At 63.6% G+C, this 13,879-nt stretch carries 12 protein-coding genes; 8 read left to right on the top strand and 4 right to left on the bottom strand.

The window, feature by feature from the left end:
* Positions 1-113: 113 nt before the first annotated feature.
* Positions 114-1,526 (top strand): amino acid permease, encoded by a 1,413-nt coding sequence (locus APH36_RS01815; protein ID WP_060497243.1) that lies wholly within the window; start codon positions 114-116, stop codon positions 1,524-1,526.
* A gap of 3 nt (positions 1,527-1,529) precedes the next feature.
* Here APH36_RS01815 and APH36_RS01810 read toward each other — a convergent pair whose 3' ends face one another.
* Entirely contained in the window at positions 1,530-1,709 is a 180-nt protein-coding gene (locus APH36_RS01810; protein WP_060497271.1) for a hypothetical protein, read from the bottom strand.
* Between the two features lie 103 nt (positions 1,710-1,812).
* On the opposite strand from APH36_RS01810, the gene tam reads away from it, so the two are divergent.
* Positions 1,813-2,595: a trans-aconitate 2-methyltransferase gene (gene tam, locus APH36_RS01805; RefSeq protein WP_060497242.1), complete on the top strand. Its 783-nt coding sequence runs from the start codon at positions 1,813-1,815 to the stop codon at positions 2,593-2,595.
* Here the strand turns inward: tam and APH36_RS01800 are convergent.
* Both APH36_RS01800 and APH36_RS01795 read right to left on the bottom strand, forming a co-directional pair.
* The gene (locus tag APH36_RS01800; RefSeq protein ID WP_060497241.1) at positions 2,585-2,956 is read right to left on the bottom strand and encodes a DUF2784 domain-containing protein; all 372 of its coding nucleotides are present in this window, start codon (positions 2,954-2,956) and stop codon (positions 2,585-2,587) included. The two genes, tam and APH36_RS01800, sit on opposite strands and share 11 nt — an antisense overlap.
* Positions 2,957-3,048: 92 nt before the next feature.
* Complete coding sequence (locus APH36_RS01795) at positions 3,049-3,918, bottom strand: LysR substrate-binding domain-containing protein (protein WP_025752728.1); 870 nt, start codon at positions 3,916-3,918, stop codon at positions 3,049-3,051.
* Positions 3,919-4,161: 243 nt separating this feature from the next.
* On the opposite strand from APH36_RS01795, the gene APH36_RS01790 reads away from it, so the two are divergent.
* From APH36_RS01790 to APH36_RS01770, 5 genes are all read left to right on the top strand, one after another.
* The gene (locus APH36_RS01790; RefSeq protein ID WP_019097816.1) at positions 4,162-5,478 is read left to right on the top strand and encodes an MFS transporter; all 1,317 of its coding nucleotides are present in this window, start codon (positions 4,162-4,164) and stop codon (positions 5,476-5,478) included.
* Positions 5,479-5,492: 14 nt separating this feature from the next.
* Complete coding sequence (locus APH36_RS01785) at positions 5,493-6,884, top strand: FAD-dependent oxidoreductase (protein ID WP_060497240.1); 1,392 nt, start codon at positions 5,493-5,495, stop codon at positions 6,882-6,884.
* A gap of 97 nt (positions 6,885-6,981) precedes the next feature.
* Positions 6,982-7,692, top strand: a complete 711-nt coding sequence (locus tag APH36_RS01780) for a YebC/PmpR family DNA-binding transcriptional regulator (RefSeq protein WP_060497239.1) — start codon at positions 6,982-6,984, stop codon at positions 7,690-7,692.
* A 137-nt stretch (positions 7,693-7,829) separates the two neighbouring features.
* Positions 7,830-8,774 (top strand): LysR family transcriptional regulator, encoded by a 945-nt coding sequence (locus APH36_RS01775; protein WP_060497238.1) that lies wholly within the window; start codon positions 7,830-7,832, stop codon positions 8,772-8,774.
* 81 nt (positions 8,775-8,855) lie between these two features.
* Positions 8,856-10,268: a DOPA decarboxylase gene (locus APH36_RS01770; protein WP_060497237.1), complete on the top strand. Its 1,413-nt coding sequence runs from the start codon at positions 8,856-8,858 to the stop codon at positions 10,266-10,268.
* 35 nt (positions 10,269-10,303) lie between these two features.
* Here APH36_RS01770 and APH36_RS01765 read toward each other — a convergent pair whose 3' ends face one another.
* The gene (locus tag APH36_RS01765) at positions 10,304-11,677 is read right to left on the bottom strand and encodes an MFS transporter (RefSeq protein WP_060497236.1); all 1,374 of its coding nucleotides are present in this window, start codon (positions 11,675-11,677) and stop codon (positions 10,304-10,306) included.
* Positions 11,678-11,964: 287 nt separating this feature from the next.
* Between APH36_RS01765 and quiC the strand changes: the two genes are divergently transcribed.
* Positions 11,965-13,872, top strand: a complete 1,908-nt coding sequence (gene quiC / locus APH36_RS01760) for a 3-dehydroshikimate dehydratase QuiC (protein WP_060497235.1) — start codon at positions 11,965-11,967, stop codon at positions 13,870-13,872.
* The last annotated feature ends 7 nt before the right edge of the window (positions 13,873-13,879 follow it).

Here is a 13,879-nt window from a genome sequence, read left to right as displayed (position 1 = left end):
TGTGTTCGTTCACACCTTCCTGCCCGCATTAGCACTGATGTACAGGTGAAACCGCCAGCCATCGGGGTTTCACGGTTTTCCTTGGATAAAAAGAAGCACGGGGTACACAACTGATGGACGCAACATCCACAACCACCACCGCGAAAAGCGGGCACGAGAGCAAGCTCAGTGCCTCGCTGAAGTCGCGCCACCTGACGATGATGTCCATCGCTGGGGTTATTGGCGGCGCCTTGTTCGTCGGTTCCGGCAGCGTGATCCACAGCGCCGGCCCAGCCGCTGTCCTGGCCTACCTGGCGGGCGGCATCCTGGTGGTACTGATCATGCGCATGCTGGGTGAAATGGCGACTTCCTCGCCAGACACCGGCTCGTTCTCCACCTACGCCGATCGCGCCATCGGCCGCTGGGCCGGTTTCACCATCGGCTGGCTGTACTGGTGGTACTGGGTCATCCTCATGGCCTGGGAAGCCTATGTGGCGGGCAAGATCCTGCATGGCTTCTTCCCCGACGTCAGCGTCAACGTGTTCGTGCTGGCCACGACCCTGTTGCTGATCACCGTCAACTTCTTCAACGTCAAACACTACGGTGAGTTCGAGTTCTGGTTCGCCTTGATCAAGGTGATCGCGATCGTCTGCTTCCTGATCGTGTGTACCGCTGCCGTGCTGAACGTCTGGCAGTTCGGCGAAGTGCGTGGCATCAGTCACCTTACCGCCGAAGGCTTCATGCCCAATGGCATCACCACCGTGATCGGTGCCTTGCTCGGGGTGATGTTTGCCTTCCTGGGGGCTGAAATCGTTACCATCGCTGCCTCCGAAGCCAAAGACCCGGCCGCGCAGATCGTCAAGGCCACCAACTCGGTGGTATGGCGTGTGTGCCTGTTCTACGTGGGTTCGATCTTCCTGATCGTCTGCCTGGTACCGTGGAACGACCCGCACCTGGGCGTTTCCGGCTATGGCGCCTACCGCCGTACCCTGGAACTGCTGGGCGTGCCGTATGCCGAGCTGCTGATGAACTTCGTGGTGCTGACCTCGGTGAGCAGCTGCCTGATCTCCGGCCACTACACCGCTTCGCGCATGCTGTTCTCCCTGGCTCAGCGTGGCGATGCGCCGTCGTTCTTCAAGATTACCCGCGCCGGCACCGGTGTACCGGTGTACGCGATCATGGGTTCGTGCGCCGTGGCCGTGGTATGTGCGCTGATCAACTTCAGCGAGACCCTGCGCCCGAAAGACGTACTGGAAACCCTGATGAACACCACCGGCATGATTGCCCTGCTGGTGTACCTGGTCATCGCCTTCTCGCAGCTGCGCATGCGCCGCAAGCTGATTGCCGAAGGCAAGGAAGTACGCCTGAAGATGTGGCTGTTCCCGTGGCTGACCTACCTGGTGATCGCGTTCATCGTGGCTGCCCTGGTGACCATGGCCTTCATGCCTGACTACCAGATCCTGGTGATCTCCACCGGTATCGCTGCGGCAGTCGTGGTGGCGATGGGTGTGGTGCACCAGATCCGTTCTGGCAGCAAGCAGCACTAAGCGTCACTCGCTTCTCGAAACGGCCGGCTCCCTAGGGGACCCGGCCGTTTCGCGTTGTTGGGCCTGGGCTTTTTCTGCGGGCATGTGGAAGCGCTGGTTCATCCAGGGCGAGCCGAGCAGGGCGGCGGCGGCAATCAGGGCCAAGATGGCGAGGGCGATGTAGGTTTTCATGGGCGTGCGCATCAATGGACTGACTTCAAGCATAGGTGGTCAGTTCCGGCGATAGGGCCCCTACAGTCGACAGATGGCATATGCTAGACACATCGCCCGCCCAAAGGAGCCGCACATGGCCTGGTCCGCCACCCAGTATTCCCTGTTCGAAGACGAACGCACCCGCGCCGTGCGCGACCTGCTCGCTGCCATTCCGACCCCGCCGCGCCCGGTGCGCCACGCCACCGACCTGGGCTGCGGCCCGGGCAATTCCACCGAAGTGCTGCTGCAACGCTACCCCGATGCCCAGGTAATCGCCCTGGACAGCGATCCGGACATGATCGACAAGGCCCGTGAGCGCAAACGACTGTGCATCCCCCGGGTACGCACGGCCATCGCGGACATCGCCGGCTGGTCCGCCCCGGAACCGCAAGACCTGATCCTGGCCAACGCCTCGCTGCAATGGGTACCCGACCACGCCTCGCTGTACCCGCACCTGGTGCGCCAGCTGAGCGAAGGCGCCAGCCTGGCCGTGCAGACCCCGGACAACCTTGACGAACCGGCCCACCGCCAATTGCTCATGATTGCCAGCCAAGGCCCTTGGGCGGCCAAGTTCGCCGATTTCCAGCTGCCACCACGGCACAGCGCGGCGTTCTACTACGACCTGCTCAGCCCGCTGTGCACGCGCGTGGATGTGTGGCGCACCACCTATCACCACCCGTTGCCGGGTGGCGCCGAAGCGGTGGTGGAGTGGTTCAAGGGGTCGGCCCTGCGGCCTTATCTGGCCAGGCTTGATGAACAGGAGCAGGCCGACTTCCTGCAGATGTACCTGCAGGCCATGCAGCGAGACTACCCACCGGCCACCGATGGCAAGGTGCTGCTGCCGTTCCCGCGCTTGTTCGTGATCGCTACCCGCTAGGATGGCGCCAGCGCCAGGCCACGTAACTGTAAACGCCGAGGTTGAGCAGCAGCACAACGCAACCCAGCAGCAGCTGAATGTGCGGCGTCAGCCCGGCGGGGTAGATCAGCGGCCAGATATAGTGCTCGACGAAACCGCCTTGGTAGCCTGCGTCACCGGCTGCGCTACGCATGCGGTTTTCCCAGGTGGTGAGCGGGCAGCCCAGGTGCAGGCATTCCACCGCAAGGCCCCAGGTCAGGGCTGGCAAGTGGATGAGGAGGGCGGGGCGCCACGTGAGCACCAGCAGGCCGCCGAACAGCACCAGCAGGATGAAGGCCAGGTGCATCAGGACCAGGGTGTCGGCGGCAAGGCGGTAGAGCATGGGCAGTGTGCCTAGGTTGAATTTCCCCCAGCATAGTTGGTTGCCTGTGCCGGCCTCTTCACGGGCTTGCCCGCGAAGAGGCCGGCACAGGTTTACATCCCTTCCTCAACCATTTGCAAAAAGGTCGCCACCACCCGCCGCGTTCGCTGCTCGCTCAGGCAGACCAGCGTCTCGGTCAAATGCCGCTGGCAGTCCACAATCGGCAGCGCACACACCCGCGCATCGGCGCCAAACTCTGCCGCCGACACCACCCCCACGCCAATCCCCACCACCACCGCTTCCCGTGCCGCCTCGCGGCCTTCCACCTGGATCGCCGGGCGAATCCGCAGCCCGGCCCGCTGCATTTCTTCTTCCAGGGTCTGGCGCGTCACCGAGCCAGGCTCGCGCAGCACCAGCGGTGTGTCGTCCAGGTCGGCCAGGCTGATCGAACCACGGCTGGCCCACGGGTGGTGGTGGGAAACGAACGCTACCATCGGGTCGCGGCGCAGCGGCAGGCAATGCAGCCGCTCATCGTCCACATCCCGGCCCAGCAGCGCCAGGTCGGCCTGGTAGCTGAACAGCCGGGCCAGCGACTCATCGGTATTGCCGGTCTCGATCTTCACCTGGATGCCCGGGTAGCGCTGGCAGAAGCGGGCGATCTGCGGCAGCACGTGCACCGGCGCATCCACCGCCAGCACCAGGCTGCCGGTGTGCAGGGCCCGCGAATCCTGCAGCAGGTCATGGGCTTCGGCTTCGCAGGCGAACAGGCGCTGGCTGATGCCCAGCAAGCGTTCACCGAGGTCGGTCAACTGCACCGAACGCTTGTTGCGGTGGAACAGCAAAACGCCGAAGCGTTCCTCCAGCTTGCGCACCTGGTCCGACACCGCAGGCTGGGTAAGAAACAGCTTTTCCGCTGCGCGGGTAAAGCTGCCGTGCACGGCCACCGCATGGAAGGCCTTGAGTTGTGCGTGGGAAACCGACATGGCCACCTCAGTAACAAGCTGAGCTTATGTGTGAAATACGATAAATCGATTTTATTTATCTTAGCGCAACTGTTTCCATGCATGTCAGCCCGACGCTGGCACCACGAATGCCGCCAGGGCCATGGTGCCCACACGGTGCCATCTGACCCGATGACAGCCTTGTCATCGCTGTGCGTAACACAAGAACAAGACAGGCGTTTCTTCACATTCTGCCGGCACACTTGAGCAAGAGGTCAGACGTACATGAATCAATCACTAGCCGCGTTCAAACGCTGGCGCATCCAGATTTTCGCCATCACCTGGCTGGCCTACGCCGCCTTCTACTTCACCCGCAAAGCCTTCTCGGTGGCCAAGCTGGGCATCGCCGAAGACCCCAACTTCATGCTCGACAAGGCCGCCATGGCCAACCTCGACGCCATCTACCTGGCCGCTTACGCCGTGGGCCAGTTCACCTGGGGCATGCTCGCCGACCGCTTTGGCCCACGCGTGGTGGTGCTGGGCGGGTTGCTGATTTCCGCCGTGGCGGCGGTGGTGATGGGCAGTTACGCCACCTTCCCGATCTTTGCCACCTGCATGCTGGTGCAGGGCCTGGCGCAGTCCACCGGCTGGGCCGGGTTGTGCAAGAACATCGGCAGCTTCTTCCCGGCTTCGCAGCGCGGGCGAGTACTGGGGTTGTGGAGTTCCTGCTATGCCTTCGGCGGCCTGGTGGCTTCGCCGTTCGCGGGTTGGTGGGCCTACACACTGGTCGGCACCTGGCACGCGGCGTTCTTCTCCAGTGCCGCCGTGGTGGCGCTGGTGGCCGTGCTGTTCTTCATCCTGCAGCGCAACAAACCTGAAGATGTCGGCCTGCCAGCGGTAGAGCCCGAGCCGCAGAGCATGGCCCCGGCCGGCAACCTGTGCAGTGTGTGGGCGCCGCTGAAAGAGATCCTGCGCAACCGCACCGTGCTGACGCTGGGCCTGGCGTACTTCCTGCTCAAACCCGCGCGCTACGCCATCCTGCTGTGGGGGCCGGTGATCGTTTTCGAGCAGATGCCGTCGGTGGGCAAGGTGGGTGCGGCAATCATCCCGACCGCCTTCGAACTGGCCGGGCTGCTGGGCCCGATCATCATTGGCCTGGCCTCCGACAAACTGTTCGGCGCCCGCCGCATGCCGGCTTGCGTGATCAGCCTGGTGTTGCTGACGGTGACCCTGGCGGCCTTCATGGCGGCCATGCACACCGGTAGCGTGATGCTGGTGGTGGCGTTGCTGTTCGTCATGGGCCTGACCCTGTACGGGCCGGATTCGATGATCAGCGGCGCGGCGGCCATCGACTTCGGCACCGCCAAGGCCGGTGCGACTGCAGCGGGCTTCGTCAACGGCTGTGGTTCGGTGGGGGCGGTGCTGGGTGGGCTGCTGCCGGGGTACTTCGATGGTGTCACGGTGTTCATCGTGTTCGCCGGCTGCGCGCTGTTCTCGGCGCTCGTGCTGCTGCCGCACTGGAACAGCCGCCCGGCCAGCACCCCGCAAAGCGCTGACGTGGCACCGAATACCAGCATGGCAATCAAGCCACTGCGTACCTAAAGGAAAGCGAGCGAATGAGACCCTTCTGGCTGCAACAGGCCCTGGATTCGGCGAAGGAGGCGGTGTGCCCACCGCTGCAAGGTGATACCCGTTGCGATGTGTGCATCGTCGGCGGCGGTTACACCGGCCTGTGGACGGCACTGATGCTCAAGGAGGCGGTGCCGGCGCTGGATGTCGTGCTGATCGAAGCCGATATCTGCGGCGCCGGCGCCAGTGGCCGCAACGGCGGTTGCGCATTGTCCTGGTCGGCCAAGTACTTCACCCTCGAACGCCTGTTCGGGGTAGCCGAGGCGGTGCGCCTGGTGCGCGAGTCGGAACGCAGCATCGGGGATATCGGTACGTTCTGCGCGGCCAACGGCATCGACTGCGACTACCGCCTGGATGGCACGTTGTACACCGCCACCAACGCCGCTCAGGTCGGCGCCACCGATGCAGTGATCGCGGCGCTGGAGCAGAAGGGCATCAACTCGTTTCGCCGCCTGCCGCTGGACCAAGTCCAGCGGCAGGCGGGTTCGGCACGGCACCTGGAGGGCTGGTTCTCGCCAGCTGCCGCCACGGTGCAGCCGGGCAAGCTGGTGCGTGGCCTGCGGCGGGTGGCGTTAGAGCGCGGCGTGCGCATTCATGAAGGCACGGCCATGAGTGGCCTGGAACACGGCGCCCCGGTGCAGGTGCGTACGGCCCATGGCACGGTGCGCGCCGACCGCGTGGTGCTGGGCCTCAATGCCTGGATGGCGCGGGCCTTCCCGCAGTTCGAGCGCAGCGTGGCGATCGTTTCCAGTGACATGGTAATTACTGAGCCGTGCCCCGAGCTGCTGCGCGAGATCGGCCTGGACAGCGGCATCAGCGTGCTCGACTCGCGCATTTTCGTGCACTACTACCACAACACCTCCGATGGCCGGCTGATGCTTGGCAAAGGCGGCAATACCTTTGCCTATGGCGGGCGCATGCTGCCGGTGTTCGACCAGCCGTCGCCCTACCGGCCGCTGCTGCGCGAAAGCCTGGGCGGGTTTTTCCCGGCCTTGGCCGAAGTGCCGCTGGCGGCCAGCTGGAACGGGCCGTCGGACCGCTCGGTGACCGGCTTGCCGTTCTTCGGCCGGCTGGACGGGCAGGGCAACGTGTTCTATGGCTTTGGCTATTCCGGCAGTGGCGTTGGGCCGTGCCACATGGGCGGGCAGATTCTGTCGTCGCTGGCGCTGGGGCTGGATAACCCATGGACCCGTTCGCCGCTGGTCAAGGGGCCGCTGGGGCTGTTCCCGCCCGAGCCGGTGCGTTACCTGGGTTCGCTGATGGTGCGCAATGCCATCCGCCGCAAGGAGCGCGCCGAAGACCTCGGCATGCGGCCACGACGGCTGGATGTGCGCCTGGCGCGGTTTGCCGCAGCAGCAGGCAAGGCCGATAAAGGCTGATGAGATTTCTTGTCGATCCCATGCGTGAGGGCGTATAAAATGCACCCACTTTTGGCCGGTCGCTTCCTGAACCGGCCGCTGAAACAAGAGAGTCGACATGGGCGCACAGTGGAAAGCCAAACATAGAGAAACAGCGGCCAATGCCAAAGGCAAGGTCATGGGCAAGCTGTCCAAGGAAATCCAGATCGCGGCCAAGTCGGGCGCCGATCCTGACATGAACCCGCGCCTGCGCCTGGCCATCGTGCAAGCCAAAAAGGCCTCGATGACCCGCGAGACGCTGGAGCGTGCGATTCGCAAGGGCGCGGGCCTGGACGGTGATGCCGTGCAGTACCACGCCGTCAGCTACGAAGGCTTTGCACCGCACCAGGTGCCACTGATCGTCGAGTGCCTGACCGACAACGTCAACCGTACCGTCGCGCAAATCCGCGTACTGTTCCGCAAGGGCCAGCTGGGTGCGAGTGGTTCTGTGGCCTGGGACTTCAACCATGTCGGTCTGATCGAAGCCACTCCGGAAGGCGACGCCGACCCGGAAATGGCAGCCATCGAAGCCGGCGCCCAGGATTTCGAGGAAGGTGAAGAAGAGGGTTCGACCTTGTTCATTACCGACACCACCGACCTGGACGCGGTACAGAAGGCCCTCCCGGAACATGGCTTCACCGTGACCTCGGCGAAGATTGGCTACACCCCGAAAAACCCGGTGAGTGCGGCCAGCCTGAGCGCTGAAGCACTGGCTGAGGTTGAAGCGTTCCTTGAAGCGATCGACGAGAACGATGACGTGCAGAACGTGTACGTTGGTCTGACCGCTTAAAAAGCCGGGGCCGCGTTGCGGCCCTTCGCGGGCTTGCCCGCTCCCACAGGTTCACCGCAGCTTTCAATACAGCGATGAATCTGTGGGAGCGGGCGAGCCCGCGAATAGGCCCTTGAATGCCACCGCAGGGAGCCTGCATGAACCCCACCTTCGCCTCCCTCAGCCTCGCCCACCTGCGCACCCTCGACCACCTGCTACAGCTGAAAAACCTCAGCCACGCCGCCGAGCGCCTGGGCGTCAGCCAGTCGGCCCTGAGCCGCCAGCTGGCCCACCTGCGCGAAGCTTTCGACGATCCGCTGCTGGTACGCCAGGGCCGTGGCTACGTATTGAGCGAACACGCCGAAGCCCTTGTCGAACCCCTGCGCCAGGTTCTCGAAGAACTACAGGCTCTGCGTCAGCCCGCGGTGTTCGACCCGGCACGCTGCGAGCGGCGTTTCTGCCTGGCTGCTTCGGACTACGTGGCCGAGCACATGCTGCCGCTGCTGGTGGCCGCGCTGGAGCGTGAAGCACCGGGCGTATCGCTGGAGTACCGTACCTGGCAGGCCGGCCAGTACGCCTTGCTGGCCAGCGGCGAGATTGACCTGGCCACCACCCTGTTCGACGAGTCGCCGCCCAACCTGCACGGGCGTCTGCTGGGCGAGGACCGCGCCGTGTGCCTGATGCGTCACGACCACCCGCTAGCTGCCCATGCCGCACTCAGTCAGGCCGATTACTTGGCGCACAAGCACGTACGTATTTCCGGCGGTGGCGACAAGGACAGCTTCATCGACCGCCACCTGCGCGTCCAGGGCTTGCAGCGGCGGGTCAGCCTGGAAGTGCCGTTTTTCTCCGCCACTGTGCAGGTGATCGCCAACAGCCAGGCCGTGGCAACCGTACCCGAGCACATTGCCCGGCAACTGTGCCGCTTGCATGATCTGGCCTGGCGGCCGCTGGGTTTCATCGACCACAGCCAGCGTTACTGGGTAGTGTGGCACCAGCGCCTGCAGGCCTCGGCCGAGCACCGCTGGTTGCGCAACCGGGTGTTCGAGCTGTGGCGACAGTCGCAGTTTGGCGTGCAGGGTGGGCATGCGGGTTTGCCATAGCAGGTATGCGCAAGGCGGGGTTATTCGCTTTGGCACAGGTACCTAGACTGGGGGCAGTGGAAAAACCACAGGAGCCCCCACGTGACCCCCGAACAATTCCGCCAATACGGCCACCAACTGATCGACCTGATCGCCGACTACCGCCAAACCGTCGGCGAACGCCCGGTCATGGCTCAGGTCGAGCCCGGCTACCTCAAGGCTGCTTTGCCTGACACCGCCCCCCAGCAGGGCGAACCCTTCGAGGCCATTCTCGATGACGTCAACCAACTGGTCATGCCCGGCCTGTCCCATTGGCAGCACCCGGACTTCTACGGCTACTTCCCCTCCAATGGCACCCTGTCTTCCGTATTGGGCGATTTCCTCAGCACCGGCCTGGGCGTGTTGGGCCTGTCTTGGCAATCCAGCCCGGCACTGAGCGAGCTGGAAGAAACCACCCTCGACTGGCTGCGTCAGCTGCTGGGCCTGTCTGGCCAGTGGAGCGGAGTGATCCAGGACACCGCGTCGACCAGCACCCTGGTGGCGCTGATCAGCGCCCGTGAACGCGCCACCGACTACGCCTTGGTACGCGGCGGCCTGCAGGCCGAAGCCAGGCCTTTGATCGTGTATGTCAGTGCTCATGCCCACAGCTCGGTAGACAAGGCCGCGCTGCTGGCGGGTTTTGGCCGCGATAATATCCGCCTCATCCCCACAGACGAAAAGTACGCGTTGCGTCCAGAGGCCTTGCGGGCGGCGATCGAGCAGGACCTGGCTGCCGGCAACCAACCTTGCGCGGTTGTGGCCACAACTGGCACCACGACCACCACCGCCCTTGACCCGCTGCGCCCGATCGGCGAAATCGCCCAGGCCCATGGCTTGTGGCTGCATGTGGACTCGGCCATGGCCGGTTCCGCGATGATCCTGCCTGAGTGCCGCTGGATGTGGGATGGCATCGAGCTGGCCGATTCGGTGGTGGTCAACGCGCACAAGTGGCTGGGTGTGGCCTTCGATTGCTCGATCTATTACGTGCGCGATCCGCAGCACCTGATTCGGGTGATGAGCACCAACCCCAGCTACCTGCAATCGGCGGTGGATGGTGAGGTGAAGAACCTGCGTGACTGGGGCATCCCGTTGGGCCGACGGTTCCGCGCGTTGAAGCTGTGGTTCATGCTGCGCAGCGAGGGCGTTGACGCATTGCAGGCGCGGTTGCGGCGTGACCTGGACAATGCCCGATGGTTGGCGGCGCAGGTTGCGGCGGCGGCTGAGTGGGAGGTGTTGGCGCCGGTGCAGTTGCAGACCCTGTGCATTCGCCATCGACCGGCGGGGCTGGAGGGGGAGGCACTGGATGCGCATACCAAGGGGTGGGCCGACCGGCTGAATGCTTCTGGCGATGCCTATGTGACGCTAGCGACACTGGATGGGCGCTGGATGGTGCGGGTTTCGATCGGTGCGCTGCCGACTGAGCGAGGGGATGTCGAGCGACTGTGGGCGCGCTTGCAGGAAGTGGTTGAAGGTTGAAAGTGCCGGGGCCGCAACGCGGCCCCGGCCATCTGTCAGTGGCTCACTGCCTGAAAGCTGCCTTTACGGCTAGCCTCGTAAGCATCCTTTTCCATCGGCTTGGCGTCTGGGTTACCCAGGTCTTCCATCGCCAGGCGATGGGTTTCCGGGGCAATGTAGGCCGCCAGGGCGCACACGCAGGTAATGAAGAACGCCAGGCTACCCACCACCAGCGGGATGTTGTCCGAGCCGGGCGGTGCGACCAGGGCGAACAGCGCTGGCAGCATGGCGGTCAGCATGGTGCCGATGTTCTGTGCGATGGCCATGGCCGAAACGCGGTAGCGGGTGTGGAACAGCTCTGGGTAGAAGCTTGGGAACACCGCGTTGTAACCCTGGTAAACCATGCCCCACATGATGATCGATGCGGCGAACGCCATGGGCACGTTCTGAATGCTGATTGCATACAGGTAGACGAACGCCAGCAGGCCAGAGCCCAGGCAACCGGCGATCATGGTCGGGCGACGGCCGATCTTGTCCGACAGGTTACCCACGAACGGAATCACCAGCACCGCGACGATGTTGCCGACCACCGGGATCCACAGGTACACGCTCTTGTCGAAGCCGATGCCATAGGCTGGCTGCACCGCGTAGGCCGCACCGAAGATGGTGGCCACCACCGGGATCACGTTCATCAGGGCCATGAACATCACCAGCACCATGTGCTTCCAGCTGTGGCGGAAGGCCTCGCTGATGGGCGACTTGGCAACCTTGTCCTGCTTCTCTTCCTTCACGAACGCCGGAGTTTCGTGCACTTCCTTACGGATGATGAAACCGGCAATCAGCACGATGGCGCTCAACAGGAACGGAATGCGCCAGCCCCATTCGGTGAAGGCTTCGTTAGGCATGAAGTAGGCCAGTGGCAGGAACACCGCCGCTGCCAGTACCTGGCCAGCCTGCACGCCTTGCAGGGTAAAGCTGGCGTAATAGCCTCTTCGGCCGAATGGCGCGTGCTCCATGATCATGGAACTGGCACCGGAAATTTCCCCGGCCACGGCAAAGCCCTGGATCAGGCGCAGCACCACCAGCAAGGCCGGGGCGAGGTAACCGATGTCGTGGTAGGTGGGCAGCAGGCCGACGGCCATGGTCGACAGGCCCATCAGGAACATGCACAGCAGCAGGACGTTCTTGCGCCCGCGAGTGTCACCCCAGTGGCCCAGTACGAAGGCGCCGACCGGGCGCGCCAGGTAGCCCACGCCGTACGTGGCCAACGAGGCAATGATGGCCATTTTCGGGTCGGTATTGGGGAAGAAGATCTGCGGGAAAATCAGCGCAGCGGCCTGAGCGTAGATGAAGAAGTCGTAGTACTCGAGTGCCGAGCCTATCCATCCACTGGCGGTCGCTTTTTTGGCTTGCGAGCTGGAGTGAGCCATCGTTGTCTCCGTTGTTATTGTTGTTTGCGCAGGCTCCGCCATACGTTCGCCAAGGCAGGAGGCAGTGGTCGGTGTGCCTGCGTCTGGGTCTCATGTTGACCCTGGGGCTGCGGTCTAGCAATTCGTTAAATTGGGTTTTGTGCGATAATCGAACGCAAAACTAACCATTCCGTACAAAGAGATTGAAGCGGCGACTTTACCTGCGAATAATCGATCGTGCCATAAACTGTGACAGTGGTTTTTACCTGACTGGCACCGTCATTTTCTAACAACAAGGAACTCCCGCCATGCAGCGCTCGATCGCTACCGTGTCCTTGAGCGGCACCCTGCCGGAAAAGCTCGAAGCCATCGCCGCCGCCGGTTTTGACGGCGTCGAGATCTTCGAAAACGACCTGCTCTATTACGCCGGCAGCCCGCGCCAGGTGCGCCAGATGTGCGCTGATCTTGGCATTGCCATTACCCTGTTCCAGCCGTTTCGCGACTTTGAAGGCTGCCGCCGCGACCGCCTGCAGAAAAACCTCGACCGCGCCGAACGCAAGTTCGACCTGATGCAGGAGCTGGGCACCGACCTGGTGCTGGTGTGCAGTAACGTCCAGGCCGATGCCCTGGGCGAAGAACAGTTGCTGGTCGATGACCTGCGCCTGCTGGCCGAGCACGCCGGCAAGCGCGGCCTGCGCATTGGTTACGAAGCGCTGGCCTGGGGCCGCCACGTCAACACCTACCAGCAAGTGTGGAACCTGGTGCGCCAGGCCGACCACTCGGCCCTCGGGGTGATCCTCGACAGTTTCCACACCTTGTCCCTGAAGGGCGACCCCAGCGCGATCCGCGACATCCCCGGCGACAAGATTTTCTTCGTGCAGATGGCCGACGCCCCGATTCTGGCCATGGATGTGCTGGAGTGGAGCCGCCACTTCCGCTGCTTCCCGGGGCAGGGTGAAATGGACATGGCCGGTTTCCTGGCGCCGATCCTTGCCACCGGTTACCGTGGCCCGCTATCGCTGGAAATCTTCAACGACGGCTTCCGCGCTGCGCCGCCACGGCAAAACGCCGCTGATGGCCTGCGCTCGCTGTTGTATCTCGAAGAGCAGACCCGCCTGCGCCTGGAGCAGGAAAACACGCCGATCGAACCTGGCGTGCTGTTCACCCCGCCAGCGGCAAGCACCTATGACGGTGTGGAGTTCCTCGAATTCGCGGTTGACGAAGCCGTTGGCGCGCGTCTGGCCAGCTGGCTGAAACGCCTGGGTTTTGCCGAAGCCGGCAAACACCGCAGCAAAGAAGTGCAGTTGCTGCGCCAGGGCGATATCAACATTGTGTTGAACGCCGAGCCGTATTCCTTCGGCCACAACTTCTTCGAGGCCCACGGCCCGTCGCTGTGCGCCACCGCGCTGCGGGTCAAGGATCAGCAAGCAGCCCTGAAGCGCGCGACTGCCTACCGTGGCCAGCCGTTCCGGGGCTTGGTCGGCCCTAACGAATGTGAAGTACCGGCGGTGCGTGCGCCGGATGGCAGCCTGCTCTACCTGGTAGAGCAGGGCACTGCCGGCCAGACCCTGTACGATACCGATTTCAGCCTGGACAAGAACGCCACCGCCACCGGTGGGCTGCGCCGCATCGACCACATGGCCCTGGCCTTGCCGGCCGAGTCGCTGGACAGCTGGGTCCTGTTCTACAAGAGCCTGTTCGATTTCGCCGCTGATGACGAAGTGGTGCTGCCCGACCCGTACGGCCTGGTCAAGAGCCGCGCGCTGCGTAGTCAGTGCGGCACCTTGCGCTTGCCGCTGAACATTTCGGAAAACCGCAACACCGCCATCGCCCATGCGCTGTCCAGCTATCGCGGCTCCGGTGTTCATCACATCGCCTTCGATTGTGACGATATCTTCCGCGAAGTGGCGCGCGCGAAGCTGGCTGGTGTGCCGTTGCTGGAAATCCCGCTGAACTACTACGACGACCTGGCGGCACGCTTCGACTTTGACGACGAGTTCCTCAGCGAGTTGGCGTACTACAACGTGCTGTACGACCGCGATGCCCAGGGCGGCGAGCTGTTCCACGTGTACACCGAACCGTTCGAAGAGCGCTTCTTCTTCGAGATCATCCAGCGCAAGGGTGGCTATGCCGGTTACGGCGCGGCCAACGTTGCGGTGCGCCTGGCGGCCATGGCCAAAGCCCGCAGCGGGGCGGTGCGCAAGCCAGTGCTCTGAAGCTTGA

Origin of the sequence: Pseudomonas sp. NBRC 111133, from assembly GCF_001320605.1 — a bacterium.
Lineage (GTDB): Bacteria > Pseudomonadota > Gammaproteobacteria > Pseudomonadales > Pseudomonadaceae > Aquipseudomonas > Aquipseudomonas monteilii.
This window is presented reverse-complemented; position numbering and strand designations above follow the sequence as displayed.